Consider the following 13,978-nt stretch of genomic DNA (forward strand, 5'->3'; position numbering starts at 1 on the left):
CCGAATGAATCGTCTTGAAGGAAAAGTAGCGCTGATCACCGGCACCGGCGGCGGTCAGGGTCGTGTCGCAGCCTTGCGCTTCGCGCGCGAGGGCGCCGTGGTGGTGGGTTGCGATACGGATGCCGCGGCCCACGCCGAAACGCGCCGGCTGGTCGAGGCCGAAGGATTCGAGTTGCACGGCTCCGCCCCGGTGGACCTCGGCGACCACGAACAGGCCCGCACCTGGGTCGAGTCCGCGGCGGAACAGTTCGGGCGCATCGACGTTCTCTACAACAACGCATCGGCCGCGCGTTTCGGACCGGTGGCGGAATTTTCGATCGTTGACTGGCACTACACGATCCGGAACGAGATCGACCTTATCTTCTACACGACCAAATACGCGTGGAAGCACCTTGCCGTGCGCGGTGGCGTGATCATCAACATCGCCTCGACCGCCGCCTGGGGCGGCTCAAAGGTTGCAGGCATCAGCGCCCACTGCGCCGCCAAGGGTGCGGTCGTCTCCTTTACCCGCCAGCTGGCGGTCGAAGGGGCGCCGGTCGGCATACGCGCGGTCAGCATCAGTCCGGGCTTCGTGAAGACGCCCGGCACCGCGGCCTTCGTCGAGAACCCCGTCACCCGCCGGGCGCTACTCGATGGCGTGCTGCAGGATCGGCCGGGGGAACCCGAGGAAGTCGTGTCGCTGGCCCTGTACGTGGCGTCGGACGAAGCCGGCTTCATGACCGGTTCCGACCTCGTCATCGACGGGGGCCTGCTCGCAATCTGAGCACGAGCCCGAAAGTTCGTGACCCAACAGTGAACGAACGGACGCCGTGCCGCTGCGGCACCGTCCGAAGTCTGCGCAAAGCGCGGTGCAAATCGCGGGCGCAGGTCGCTCAAAACAGGAGGAAGACAGCATGGACATCATCGGTATCGGCTACCTGGGGTTCGAATCGGCGAACCTCGATGCCTGGCGCGAATATGGCCCGAAGGTCATGGGCTTTCAGATCGGGACATCCCCGACTGCGGATCCGGACACCCTCTACTTCAAGCTCGATGACCGTCGTCATCGGCTCGCATTCCATCCGGGCAAGATCGACCGCCTCGCTTACATCGGCTGGGAAGCCAAGGGCAAGCTGGAGTTTCACGCCGCCGTCGAGCGCTTCCACAGCCATGGTGTCGAGGTCAGCTTCGGCGATCCGGAACTGTGCGACAAACGCGGCGTGAAGGAGCTGATCCGTTTCCGTGACCCGGTCGGATACCAGCACGAGCTGTTCTATGCCCAGAAATGGAGCCCGCGCTCCTTCGTGCCGGGCCGTCCGCACGGCGGATTCGTCTGCGGCGAACGGGGCGTCGGCCACATCGTCGTGATCACGCCCGAATACACGCCCGAACTCGAACACTTCCTCACCGGCATCATGGGCATGCACTGGTACGGTTCGGGCGCCGGCAAGGGCAAGACGGGGTTCTTCCGCTCCAGGCTCAACGACAAGACGAGCCACGACATCGCTTACGGTTTCGGCCCGGGCAAGGCCGGCGTGCAGCACATCGGCCTCTTCGTGCGCTCGGTTCGCGACGTCGGCGAAACCTACGATCTGGTCAAGAAGAACGGACTGCAGATGATGATGACGCTGGGACAGCATTCGCAGGACCCGCACATGTCCTTCTATCACTTCACGCCGTCCGGCTTCGCGATCGAATGCATCACCGAACTCGAACCCTGGCACGATGACGGCTTCGAACTCAATCCGGAGCAGCTCTCCACCTGGGGTCATGAGATCGTCGGGCCCATCCTCGGCCCTAGCGTGCGCACACCGGCGGAGGTCTTCGACCCCGAGGTTCTCCACGCCAGGGGCTGAGTGCCTGCGAGCGCACCAGCCGGACCGGGTTCCGCACTGCGCGCGCCGGTTGCGGCGCCGGCCGCTACCGCGCACCCTATCGACATCATCTGAATGCAGCCACCGGAGCACGCGATGTACAGCCATATCCTCGTTCCGACCGACGGTACCCATCTCGCCAGCCAGACGATCTCTCAGGCCGTCCAGTTCGCCCGCAGCGTGGGGGCGCGCATCACGTTCTTCTATGCCGACCCGGATGCCGGCGCCTCTCTGACCGACGACGGTGCGCTGATCCACCTTCTCGACCCCGGCCTGTACCAGGACGACTTCGGCGGGCGCGCCCGCGAGATCCTCGCGAAGGCCGAGGTGTCGGCGCGCGCGGGCGACATCGACTGCGAGTGCGTGACCCGGCGGAGCAACCGGCCGCACGAGGCCATTCTCGCCGCGGCAAAGGAATTGGGCTGCGACCTGATCTTCATGGCATCGCATGGGCCGCGCAGCATCGGCGGCGTCATGCTCGCCTCCGAAACGCTCAAGGTGCTCGCTGGCAGCCGCATTCCGGTGCTCGTGTCGTCGGTCGAAAAGAACGACCCGAACCCGGCGATGACGAAGGTCTGCGCGATTATCAAGGACGAGCACCGCTCGATCGCGGTCGTGTCCTACGGCATGCGGATGCTGGCCGGCGGACTGCGCGACGGCAAACCTGCGGATATCGGCCTGCTCGACGGCATGCTCACCTACCTCGACGAGTTCCCGGCCAAACTGCACCATCCAAAGGAAGATGCCTATCTCTTCGCTGCACTCAGGAGGCGCACGTCTTCGCTCGACCAAGTCATCGACGACCTGCAACAGGAGCACCTGGATGGCGACCGACAACTTGCTGCCCTGCGCGCGGCGGTCGCCCACTATCAGGCGTCTCCCGACCCAGACGCAGAAACGCTCGCGAGCGCCATCGACGCCTTCGCCCTCGGGCAGCTCAGGCATATCGCACTCGAGGAGCGGGCGGTCATCCCGGGCGCCTGCGAACACCTCGCGGAACAGGACTGGAAGGAGATCGTGGCGGCCTTCGGACCGAACGGCGACGCGCGCTTCAACCATCGCGAACGCGAGACCTACCGACGCCTGTATTCGCGGATTGCCAACCTGCACCAGACGCTGCCCCGCATGAGCACGCCCGGCCAGTCATGACGACGCCGGTGCCCCGCCCGTGAGTGTCGAGCGCAATGCCACGGGTGCGTGGGCACCTCTCCTCCATCGGCCGTTTCGCGCGCTGTGGATCGCGGCGATCGCGGTCAACCTGTCGATGTGGATGCAGAACATCGGCGCCGCCTGGATGATGACCGAACTGCGGCCCGATTCGCCGCTCATGGTGTCCTTGGTCCAGACGGCGATGGCGCTGCCGGCCTTTCTGCTCGGGCTCCCGAGCGGCGTGATCGCCGATCTGGTCAACCGCAGGCGCCTCCTTCTGATCACCCAGACCTGTTCCCTCGCATGCGCCTGCCTGCTCGCAGCCACTGCCCTGGCTGGCGGCATCGGCGCCTGGCTGCTCCTCGGCCTCACCTTCGCGCTCGGGTGCAGCAACGCGTTCGGCATGGCGGCGTGGATTGCCGCCAACATCGACAGCGCGCCGAAGGGGCAGATACCGGCAGCGATCGCCCTGTCCACGGTCACGCCCAATATCGCGCGCGTCGTGGGACCGGCCGCCGCGGGGGCACTGATCGCATTCGCGGGCGTCCCGACGCTGTTCGTCGTGGTCGCGGTCGGTTTCTTGATCTCACTGGGGCTGCTGCGCGCCCTGCCCGACACGGATCTGCGGCCCGGCCTGCCGCCCGAGCGGCTGTGGAGCGGCATCCGCAGCGGCGTACGTTACATGCAGCATTCGGCGCAGCTGCGGCTCGCGCTGCGACTGGTCTTCGCTTTCGTGACCGCAGGCAGCGCGATCTGGGCATTGCTCCCACTCGTCGCCCGTGACCAGCTCGGGCTCGCTGCGGGCGGGTTCAGCCTGCTCCTCGGCAGTCTCGGCGCGGGCGCAGTCATCGCGGCATTACAGGTCACCCGACTGTATCGTCGTTTCTCCGTGCGCCGCATCGTGACCGGCGGCGGCCTGTTGTTCATGGCCGTCACAGCGCTGATTCCGGTGGTACACAATCTCTTTGTCATGAGTGCACTGCTCTTCGTCGGCGGAATGGCGTGGATGGCTGTCAATACCACCACCGGGACCGTGATCCAGACCTCGGCCGCAGCCTGGGTACGTGCTCGCGTTGCGTCGGTATACCTGCTCGTCATCATGGGGGCGATGGCAGCGGGCGGCGTATTGTGGGGCGCGATCGCCGAACGCATGGGCGTCGGGGCAAGCCTGTGGATTGCTGCCGGGTCGATTGCGGCCGGGCTGATGCTGACCGGACGAGCTCGCATGCAAATGGGATCGGAGTCCGATTTCAGCGTCGCCGACACGCAGGAAACGGGGCCCGCTGCCAGCCCGGCCGACCATGAGCAGGGACCGGTTGCGGTCGAAATCACTTACCACGTGCCGGCCGAGCGGCATGAGGAGTTCGTGCGCGCGGCCCACGAACTCGGCATCTCACGCCGACGAAACGGGGCGATCGCCTGGCGCCTCTATAGGGATCTCGAACACACGGATTGTCTTGCCGAACGCTTCCTGGTGGACTCGTGGCTCGACTACCTGCGCCAGCGCGACCGTGTCACTCGGCAGGACCGCGACATCGAGCGCCGCCTGGAGGCCCTCACCACGGACGGGAACTCGCGCACACGCCGCTTCATTGCGGAAGCGTGACGCCTGAAAGCGGTCGCGAGGACCTTCCGCAGCGTCCCGGCGCGGCCGAGGACGCATTGACGTCCCCTCGACACTTAGCGGTGCATCAACAACATGCCGACGAACTCGTTCATCGTCTTGTGCGCATAGAGATGCGACACCGCATACGCGTGACTCTCCAGCGTCCCATCGCACGATGGAGCTGAAGCACACGCCTGGGTGACACCTGGGGGGTGCAGCGAAACGAAGGAACCGTCGGTAGCGGTCAGCAACGCCGCCGCGACGGCGCTGATGCCGAGTGTTCTGAGAGCCATGATGTCTCCTCCTGTCGAAGGTGCGCCTCTATCGGGCGATTTTTGTATTTGCACACTATATGTGCTTGTGTTCAAGATTAGACAATACCCTGAACGAGCGCAAGGATTTTTTGCCGCATCCCTAGCGTGGTTGAATCAGGGCGTTTGTATAATCCTCTAAATGGGGACATATATCCCTTAATTGAGGATTTTGCGATAAATCCCTATAATAGGGACAGCTATCCCTAAAGTGAGGATTAGCCATGAGTCTTGCCGACTTTCTCTTCACTCCAGGCCTGCAACGAGTGCTGGGGGCTACGCTGTTGCAACCTAACCGCAGCTTCACACTGCAGGAACTGCTACGCCTGGCGGACAGCGGGCGCGGAAGCGCTCAGAAGCAGGTGGACCGCCTAGTCGAGGCCGGCGTACTAAAAGAAGACGCCCGGCGAGGCCGGCAGCGGAGTATCCGGGCGAATACCGACTTCATTCTCTATCCGGAGTTGCTCAGCATCGCTCGCAAGTCATTTGCTGTTGTGGAGCCGCTGAAAGAGGCCCTGGCGCCTTTTGCTGACCACATCACCTCAGCGTTCGTATTTGGTTCTGTGGCCAAGGGCACCGACAGCGGCCAGAGCGATATTGACTTGATTGTAATCGGGAGTGCCCCGCTCCTCGAGCTATCCGAGGCCCTGACCCTCGCCGAGCAAGTTCTGCTGCGCCCCGTCAATTTCTCTCTGTACGAGCCTGCTGAGTGGGCTGCTCTGGTGAAGTCCGACCCCATCATGGCTCAAATTGCCCAAGGCCCAACCCTGAGGATACTGTAATGCCACGCCCGGCCGAATACGAAAACCTCATCAAGACAAAAGCCTTTGAAGCGGTCGCCCCGACACCCGGGGCTATATTGGGCTTTTTGCGTAACGCGGCGGACTACAAGGTCACCGCCGAACAGATAGACCCCACCCGACATCTGCAGGTCTTCACCTTAGCCTACGAAGGCTATTTTCAGGTGGTACAGGCCGTCCTGGAATTTTACGAGGTTCGGACCAAGGATGCTGGTCGTAACTTGGCCATTCAGCGGGTGTCGTCCTCGCTGGGTGTGAGCCCTCAAGAGTTTGCCTTCATCACGAAGGCTCATGAGCGGCGCAACGGCACTTTCTACCTTTCTCCGTTCCCCCCGGTATCGAAGGCTGAGGCAGCCACCATGCTAGCCATTCTCGCCAAGTACCTGCCTGTGGCACACACGCTGACCGGTACGCCGTGAGGCCCTACTGCGAGCGATTACTTTACCAAAGCGCCGCTGTCAGAGCCTCCACGCTCGACCGTTCGACAAGACCCTGGCCGGACACACGCTTGTGCGGTGCGCATGCAGAGGTTCCCTGACCATGGAAAAGACAGTGAATGGGTCAGCTGCGCGGTAACACCCTTGAACCAAAAAAAACCACCGGTTTGCGACCGATGGGCGAAGGGATCTTCGGCAGGGATTGCAGCGGGAGAGGAATAGCTGCCACCGAAGAATCCAACGGGAACGGGTTGGCATCACGGCCAGCGAATCGGCATGACCTGCAGATCAAAGGCTCGCTGTCAGTTCGGGAACTGCGGCGAACAGATCCGCTACAAGCCCGTAGTCCGCAACCTGAAAGATCGGCGCCTCGGGGTCCTTGTTGATCGCGACGATCAGCCGGGAATCCTTCATGCCCGCCAGATGCTGGATAGCGCCGGAGATGCCGATCGCGATGTAGACCTGGGGCGCGACGATCTTGCCGGTCTGGCCGACCTGGAAGTCGTTGGGGACAAAGCCCGCGTCGACCGCGGCGCGGCTCGCTCCGAGCGCGGCGCCTAGCTTGTCCGCCAGCGGCTCGAGCAGGGTGCGGTAGTTCTCGCCGTTACCCAGCCCCCGGCCACCGGAGACGATGATCTTGGCGGCACCGAGTTCGGGGCGCTCACTCTTCGTGAGTTCGCGGCCGACGACACGGGTCAGGCCCAGGTCCTTCGCGGCGGGCACGACCTCGATCGGCGCGGAGCCGCCGAGCGGCGCGGCGTCGAACGCAGCGGTGCGCACGGTCACGACCTTCACGCGGTCGGTGCTCTTGACGGTCGCTAGCGCATTGCCGGCGTAGATCGGTCGCACGAAGGTGTCGGCCGATTCGACCGCGACAATGTCGGAGATCTGCGCGACGTCGAGCAGTGCGGCGACGCGCGGCAGCATGTTCTTCCCGGCGCTGGTTGCCGCGGCGAAGACGTGACTGTAGTCGGCGGCGAGCGCACGCACGAGCTCGGCAACGTTCTCGGCGGTCTGTGCTTCGTACTGGGCCGCGTCGCATACCAACACCTTCGCGACGGCGCTGATGGCGGCGGCGGCTTGGGCGGCGGTGGAGCAGCCGCTGCCCGCGACCAGGACGTGGATGTCCGCTCCGACCGCCTGCGCGGCGGTCACGGCGTTGAGAGTCGCGGTCTTGATCGACTGGTTGTCGTGTTCCGCAATGACGAGGACGGCCATCAGATCACCTTTGCTTCGTTCTTCAGTTTATCGACCAGCGTCGCGACATCCGGAACCAGCACGCCGGCACTGCGCCTGGACGGCTCGGCCACTTTCAGGATCGCCAGACGCGGAGCCACATCGACTCGCAGATCCGTGGGCTTCACGGTCTCGAGCGGCTTCTTTTTCGCCTTCATGATGTTGGGCAGCGTCGCGTAGCGCGGCTCGTTGAGGCGCAAATCCGTGGTGACGACCGCGGGCAGCGTCATCTCGAGCGTTTCGAGGCCGCCGTCGATCTCGCGCGTGACCGTGGCAAGGTTCCCGTCCACTGACAGCTTCGATGCAAAGGTGGCCTGCGGCCAGCCCATCAGGGCTGCGAGCATCTGGCCGGTCTGGTTCGCGTCGTCGTCGATCGCCTGCTTGCCGCAGATCACCAGCTGCGGGGCTTCCGTGTCGCACAGGGCCTTCAGGAGTTTGGCGACGGCGAGCGGCTGCAGCTCGGCGTCGTTCAGTTCACCACAATCGACGAGGATGCCGCGGTCGGCCCCGATTGCCATCGCCGCACGCAGGGTTTCGGAGCACACCGCCGCGCCGCAGCTCACCGCCACCACTTCGGTCGCGATGCCGGCTTCCTTCAGCCGCACAGCCTCTTCCACCGCGATCTCGTCGAAGGGGTTCATGGCCATCTTCACGTTGGCGAGGTCCATGCCCGAACCGTCCGCTTTCACGCGGGCCTTCACGTTGTAGTCAAGCACGCGCTTGACGGGTACCAGGATCTTCATGAGTCTCCTTGTTGTCGATTGCTGGTTGATTCGCGCCGTACGACCATCAAGGGCGCGAGCGCCTCGATGTTGTTGTCCGGCGCACTTCAGGCTGCCCGTTCCGACCGGCCAGCCTCGAACCGGGCCTGCAGCTCTTCGCGACGCTTGGTCGCGCCGGCCATGCTGCGTTCCTTGACGTGGCCATAGCCACGAATCTGTTCCGGGATGCGCGCAAGCTCGATCGCGACATCCAGCCGGTCTCGCGACAGGCCGTCGCAGATGCGGTCGATGAAGACGAAATAGTCCTTCACCAGTTCGCGCTCCTGGCGCCGCTCCGCGCTCCTGCCAAAGGGATCCAGGGCGGTGCCACGCAGGCCCTTGAAGCGGGAGAGCAGGCGGAAGGTACGCATCATCCACGGACCGTAGGCGCGCTTCTGGGGCAGGCCGTCAACGCCACGCTTCGCGAACAGGGGTGGCGCGAGGTGGAAGTTGAGCCGGTAATCCCGGCCGGGCTCGCCCTCGAACTGTTCGCGCAACTGGGCGAGGAATTCGGGCGCGCTGTGCAACCGCGCCACCTCGTACTCGTCCTTGTACGCCATGAGCTTCGCGAGGTTGCGCGCGACAGCCTCGGTCAGGGCGAGTCGGCCTTGTCCAACCACCGCTCGCTCGGCCTCTTGCACCCGCGCCACGGCCTTTCGGTAACGCTCGCCATAGACACCATTCTGATAATCGCTGAGCAGCCTGACGCGGCGTTCGATCAGCCGGTCCAGCGACTCCGGCATAGCCAGCACCACCGCCTCACCCCGCCCCGAAGCGTCGGCCACCGGCAGTTTTCCCGCGTCGTGTGCCGCAAGCCGTCCCCACTCGAACGCCTGCTGGTTCTTTTCGACCGAGACGCCATTCAGCTCGATCGCGCGCAGCAATGCCGCCTTGCCGACCGGAATCCAGCCTTTCTGCCACGCGAACCCCAGCACGAGCGGATTGGCGTAGATCGTGTCGCCGAGCAGCCGCAGTGCAAGCGCGTTCGCGTCGATGAATTCACAGGCATCGCCCACACTGGCGCGGATGTCGCCCTCGGCCGCCGCCCCCGGAAACTTCCAGTCGGGATTCGACAGGAACTCCGCCGCCGGGGTCTGCGCGCTATTGACCACCGCTCGCGTGCGTCCCTGACGAACCTTGGAGAGCGCTTCGGCCGAAGCCGAGACGATCTCGTCGCAGCCGATCAGCACGTCGGCCTCGCCGGTAGCGATCCGGGTGGCGTGAATGGCCGCCGGGGTCGCCGCGATCTGCACGTGGCTCAACACCGCCCCGCCCTTCTGCGCGAGCCCGGTCATGTCGAGCACGGTGACGCCCTTGTGTTCCAGATGAGCCGCCATGCCCAACAGCGCACCGATCGTCACGACCCCCGTTCCGCCGACCCCCGTCACGACGATACCGCAGGGTTTGTCCAGCCCGGGCAGTGCGGGTTCAGGCAGCGCTTCCGAGGCAGTCACCGGCGCCGACTCGCGCGCTGCGGGCTTGCGCAATTGCGCGCCCTCGGCGGTCACGAAGCTCGGGCAAAAACCCTTCAGGCAGGAGAAGTCCTTATTGCAGCCGCTCTGATTGATCTTGCGCTTGGTGCCTAGCGGCGTTTCCAGTGGCTCCACCGACAGGCAGTTGGAGGCCACGGAGCAGTCGCCACAACCCTCGCAGACTGCCGGGTTGATGAATGCGCGGCGGGCCGGATCAGGGTAATCGCCGCGCTTGCGGCGGCGGCGCTTCTCGGTGGCGCAGGTCTGATCGTAGATCAGGACCGACACCCCCGAACTCTCGCGCAGCTCGAGCTGCAACGCGTCAAGCTCATCCCGATGGTGCACCGTCACCGCATCCGGCAGACCGGCGCGCATCGCGTACTTCTCCGGCTCGTCGCTCACGATCAGGACCCGGCTAGCACCTTCGGCGCTCACCTGCTGCGCGATCTGCGGCACCGTCAGCACCCCGTCGACCGGCTGCCCCCCCGTCATCGCGACCGCGTCGTTGTAGAGGATCTTGTAAGTGAGGGTCGCCTTGGCGGCGATCGCCGCGCGGATGGCGAGCAGGCCCGAATGGAAATAGGTGCCGTCACCGAGGTTCACGAAGACGTGCTTGTCGCCCGAGAAGTGCATCTGGCCGAGCCAGCTCACGCCCTCCCCGCCCATCTGCGTGAAAGTCTCGGTGCGCCGGTCCATCCACATCGCCATGTAGTGACAACCGATGCCGGCGAGCGCGCGCGAGCCTTCCGGCACGCGGGTGGACGTGTTGTGCGGACAGCCCGAACAGAACCAGGGCTTGCGCTCGACGGTCACGCGAGGCCGCGCCGCTTCGCGCTCCTTCGCCTCGATGACATCGATGCGCGCGAACACGCGGGCGCGAAGGTCTTCGGGCAGCCCCACGCGCTCCAGTCGCGCGGCGATGGCCTTCGCGATGATCGCCGGCGACAGCTCGTAGCGCGCCGGAAGCAGCCATTGCCCACGCGGCACCGACCACTCGCCCCCCGAGTTGTCGCGCTCGTCGAATTTGCCGTAGACGCGCGGGCGGACGTCGTCGCGCCAGTTGTACAGTTCCTCCTTGAGGGCGTACTCGAGAATCTGGCGCTTCTCCTCGACCACCAGGATTTCTTCCAGTCCGGTCGCAAACGCGCGCGCATTGTGGGCGTCGAGCGGCCACACGCAGCCCACCTTGAAGAGGCGGATGCCGATCCGTCGACAGGCATCGTCGTCCAAACCCAGGTCCGTCAGCGCCTGACGCACGTCGAGATAGGCTTTGCCTGCCGCCATGATCCCGAAGCGCGCGTCGGGCGAATCGATCACGATACGGTTGAGCTTGTTCGCGCGGACGTATTCGAGCGCCGCATACCACTTGTAATCGAGCATGCGCGCTTCCTGCGCGAGCGGCGTATCCGGCCAGCGGATATTGAGCCCGCCTTCAGGCATTGCGAAGCTATCCGGAATGACGATCTGCAGGCGGTCCGGATCGATCTCGACCGATGCGGACGACTCGACGACATCGGTGACGCACTTCATCGACACCCACAACCCGGAGTAGCGGCTCATCGCCCAGCCATGCAGGCCGAAGTCGAGATACTCCTGCACGTTCGCCGGGTACAGCACCGGAATGCCACAGGCGATCAGCAGGTGTTCCGACTGATGCGCGACCGACGACGACTTCGCCGCATGGTCGTCGCCGGCGAGCATCAGCACGCCGCCATGGGGCGAGGTCCCTGCGGCGTTCGCGTGCTTCAGCACGTCGGCCGAGCGGTCCACGCCCGGCCCCTTGCCATACCACATGCCGAATACCCCGTCGCGCTGGGCGTTGGGGTAAAGATTCACCTGCTGCGTGCCCCACACGGCGGTCGCAGCGAGGTCTTCGTTGAGGCCGGGCTGAAAGACTACGTCGTGGGAGGCAAGATGCTTTTTCGCCTTCCACAGCGCCATGTCCAGCCCGCCCAGCGGCGAGCCGCGATAGCCCGAAATGTAGCCGCCGGTGTTCAGCCCCGCGCGCCGGTCGCGCTCCTTCTGCAGCATGGGCAGGCGCGCCAAGGCCTGAGTACCGCTCAGGTAGATGCGTCCGGACTCCTGGGTGTACTTGTCCTCCAGCGTGACCGAAAGCAGTGCATCCCTCGCCTCGGCAGACAGCGGTGAGTTCATCATCCCCTCCAGACTCTCTATTTATATCGACACATAGTACGAATCTGTCTATGTATCGTAAAATCACCAATACTGAGTTCTGGTATTAGGAAAACGGATGCCGGTCGACAACAATGTCACCCTGCGCCAGCTGCGCTACTTCATCGCCGCCGCGGAGACCGGCCAGTTCTCGATGGCCGCCACGCGCGCCCACGTTTCGCAATCGGCCATCACCAATGCGGTGCTGCTCCTGGAAGAATCGCTGGGGGTGCGCCTGTTCGACCGCAAACCCCACGGCGTGGGCCTCACCGCCGAGGGGCACAGCTTCTATCGACGCACGCGCGACATCCTCGACGCGCTCGAAGACGCTCTGCGCGAACCGCGCTTCCAGGCCCACCACCTGAAAGGCGCGATCCGCATCGGTGCTTCGTACACCGTGCTCGGCTATTTCCTGCCCCCGCTGCTCGCCCGCTTTCGCGCGAACTATCCGGACGTCGAACTCGACCTCCACGACATGAACCGCGAAGCCATCGAAGCCGGCGTCGCGGCCGGCGATATCGAGTTGGGCGTGGTGATCCTGTCCAACGTCGTCGAGCGCGAACGCTTCGGCCACCACGTGCTGCTGCGCTCCCGCCGCCAGCTATGGACTTCGGCCGCCCACCCGCTCCTGCAAAAAGACAACGCGGCCCTCGCCGACGTCGCTGCCTATCCCTACATCCAGGTCACCGTTGACGAAGGCGAACTGTCGACGCAGCGTTATTGGGCAGCCAAGGGCATTCAGCCCGACATCGCGTTTCGCACCGGCTCGGTCGAAGCGCTGCGCGGGCTCGTCGCGCACGGCTTCGGCGTCACCATCCTGTCCGACATGGTGTATCGGCCGTGGTCGCTGGAAGGCAAGAAGATCGAGGCCCGCCCCATTCTCGATGTGGTACCCGACATGGAAGTCGGGCTGATCTGGCGGCACGACGGCACGCTGGAACGATCCGCCGACGCGTTCAGGCAGTTCCTGATACAGGCTTGCGGGAGCTGAGCGGCGCGGCGGTCGTTACGGGCACGTCAGACGGGATGGTCTAGCGGCGACGGTCGGACGACAAGTACTCGGCCGGAGCGGACCCTGAGGCACCACCATCGACCGACTGCAATTAAACCAAATTCAGCTATTGAGCATGCTTGGCATGAACGAACAGCCACATTATTGAATACTCGATGAACCCCACTAGTCCCGTTCGCGGAAAATCAACTCCGTTCCGCTTTTTCGATTTGCTCACAATCCCGCTCTGGCAGTCAAAGAACTGTTATGCGCTCGGACCCACAAAAAACAGAATACAAAAGAATGACAAGCCTCCTCCATGTATCGGCAACGTTATCCGCACAGCGTTCGGTAACCGAGAAGAAGTCTGAACGCCTGACAGCTCGAGCGAGGATTTGGTCCGACAGTGGGGGCACTACATATGATGAACAGTCGCGCTTCTTTGCGCATTGTGCCCCGGATGTACAAGTTCGCTTCCCGCATATCTCGGTCCAGAATATTGATTCAGCTGAATTCTGACTGAGTTCGAAGCATCTGACACCAGACTTAATTGGCACAAACTTCCAGTGGGATGATGTTGAGAACTGCTTTTCAATCTGCTCGAACCTTTGGGCCTGTACTGGGTCCATTTCTTTAGCGATTGACCGAATCTCCGCGCGAGGAATACAGTTCTCTATTGTGCGAACATCAAGAACGTGAGCCTCAAGTAGCGGCGATACAGGCTTAGCCTCCGCTTCTTTAACTAAGGCTAGCGCGGTTCCACCATGGGCAGATCCCGGGTAGCGGCAATCGCTGTCGGCGATCGCTGCTCCCAGACGGTCAGACCGCGCCTTGTGGTATGCAAAAAGGCCAGACAGGGTATGCCCGCCGCCAGGCGCGATGTCGTATCGCAGCGGAACAGCCTTTAGCCAAGCGAGATCCGGGAGGACTTTGGCATTAGCAATGGATTGCGCCAGCTTCACATAGCACAAGCCATCATTCAAATTCTCCACCATGAGTATCGGTGCGCTTAATAAAGAGCTATGCTGTTCAACTGACTTTGCCGGCAAGATAATTTCCTCTCGGCCGTTTTCAATTACGCGAGACGGAAGTGAAGATTCGCAGGCGGCTATTAACCGTATCGCACGCGTTGAGAATTTATTTACTACCCCCAATTGGGGCAAGCGTTCCTCAGCGCGAGCTAATATTGA

General features: G+C 63.6%; 12 protein-coding genes. 7 read left to right on the top strand and 5 right to left on the bottom strand.

What is annotated here, in order from left to right; translation table 11 throughout:
- Positions 1-4: 4 nt before the first annotated feature.
- From GH664_RS18280 to GH664_RS18295, 4 genes are all read left to right on the top strand, one after another.
- Entirely contained in the window at positions 5-763 is a 759-nt protein-coding gene (locus tag GH664_RS18280) for an SDR family NAD(P)-dependent oxidoreductase (protein ID WP_153169522.1), read from the top strand.
- A 130-nt stretch (positions 764-893) separates the two neighbouring features.
- Positions 894-1,835, top strand: a complete 942-nt coding sequence (locus tag GH664_RS18285) for a VOC family protein (protein ID WP_153169523.1) — start codon at positions 894-896, stop codon at positions 1,833-1,835.
- Positions 1,836-1,949: 114 nt separating this feature from the next.
- Positions 1,950-3,002 (top strand): universal stress protein, encoded by a 1,053-nt coding sequence (locus GH664_RS18290; RefSeq protein WP_169141813.1) that lies wholly within the window; start codon positions 1,950-1,952, stop codon positions 3,000-3,002.
- Between the two features lie 19 nt (positions 3,003-3,021).
- The gene (locus tag GH664_RS18295; protein ID WP_050416127.1) at positions 3,022-4,608 is read left to right on the top strand and encodes an MFS transporter; all 1,587 of its coding nucleotides are present in this window, start codon (positions 3,022-3,024) and stop codon (positions 4,606-4,608) included.
- Positions 4,609-4,682: 74 nt separating this feature from the next.
- On the opposite strand, the gene GH664_RS18300 is transcribed toward GH664_RS18295, so the two are convergent.
- The gene (locus GH664_RS18300; protein ID WP_153169525.1) at positions 4,683-4,901 is read right to left on the bottom strand and encodes a hypothetical protein; all 219 of its coding nucleotides are present in this window, start codon (positions 4,899-4,901) and stop codon (positions 4,683-4,685) included.
- A gap of 242 nt (positions 4,902-5,143) precedes the next feature.
- On the opposite strand from GH664_RS18300, the gene GH664_RS18305 reads away from it, so the two are divergent.
- Together GH664_RS18305 and GH664_RS18310 are read left to right on the top strand one after the other, a co-directional pair.
- Entirely contained in the window at positions 5,144-5,701 is a 558-nt protein-coding gene (locus GH664_RS18305) for a nucleotidyltransferase domain-containing protein (RefSeq protein ID WP_153169526.1), read from the top strand.
- A complete protein-coding gene (locus GH664_RS18310) occupies positions 5,701-6,138 on the top strand; it encodes a hypothetical protein (protein WP_153169527.1) in 438 nt (145 codons plus the stop codon). The genes GH664_RS18305 and GH664_RS18310 overlap by 1 nt, the downstream gene beginning before the upstream one ends.
- A gap of 306 nt (positions 6,139-6,444) precedes the next feature.
- Here GH664_RS18310 and GH664_RS18315 read toward each other — a convergent pair whose 3' ends face one another.
- The 3 genes from GH664_RS18315 to GH664_RS18325 form a co-directional block, all read right to left on the bottom strand.
- Positions 6,445-7,374: an electron transfer flavoprotein subunit alpha/FixB family protein gene (locus GH664_RS18315; protein ID WP_050416129.1), complete on the bottom strand. Its 930-nt coding sequence runs from the start codon at positions 7,372-7,374 to the stop codon at positions 6,445-6,447.
- Positions 7,374-8,135 carry an electron transfer flavoprotein subunit beta/FixA family protein gene (locus GH664_RS18320; RefSeq protein WP_050416130.1) on the bottom strand — a complete coding sequence of 254 codons (762 nt, stop codon included), beginning with the start codon at positions 8,133-8,135 and terminating at the stop codon, positions 7,374-7,376. The genes GH664_RS18315 and GH664_RS18320 overlap by 1 nt, the downstream gene beginning before the upstream one ends.
- An 86-nt stretch (positions 8,136-8,221) precedes the next feature.
- On the bottom strand, positions 8,222-11,779 hold the full coding sequence (locus GH664_RS18325; RefSeq protein WP_096452355.1) for an indolepyruvate ferredoxin oxidoreductase family protein: 3,558 nt from the start codon (positions 11,777-11,779) through the stop codon (positions 8,222-8,224).
- Positions 11,780-11,876: 97 nt separating this feature from the next.
- Here GH664_RS18325 and GH664_RS18330 point away from each other — a divergent pair, with 97 nt between their 5' ends.
- Positions 11,877-12,788 carry a LysR substrate-binding domain-containing protein gene (locus GH664_RS18330; protein ID WP_096447412.1) on the top strand — a complete coding sequence of 304 codons (912 nt, stop codon included), beginning with the start codon at positions 11,877-11,879 and terminating at the stop codon, positions 12,786-12,788.
- Between the two features lie 254 nt (positions 12,789-13,042).
- Here GH664_RS18330 and GH664_RS18335 read toward each other — a convergent pair whose 3' ends face one another.
- A complete protein-coding gene (locus GH664_RS18335) occupies positions 13,043-13,837 on the bottom strand; it encodes a hypothetical protein (protein WP_153169528.1) in 795 nt (264 codons plus the stop codon).
- Between the last annotated feature and the right edge of the window lie 141 nt (positions 13,838-13,978).

Origin of the sequence: Thauera sp. 2A1 (genome assembly GCF_009469595.2) — a bacterium.
In the GTDB taxonomy this organism is placed as follows: Bacteria; Pseudomonadota; Gammaproteobacteria; order Burkholderiales; family Rhodocyclaceae; genus Thauera.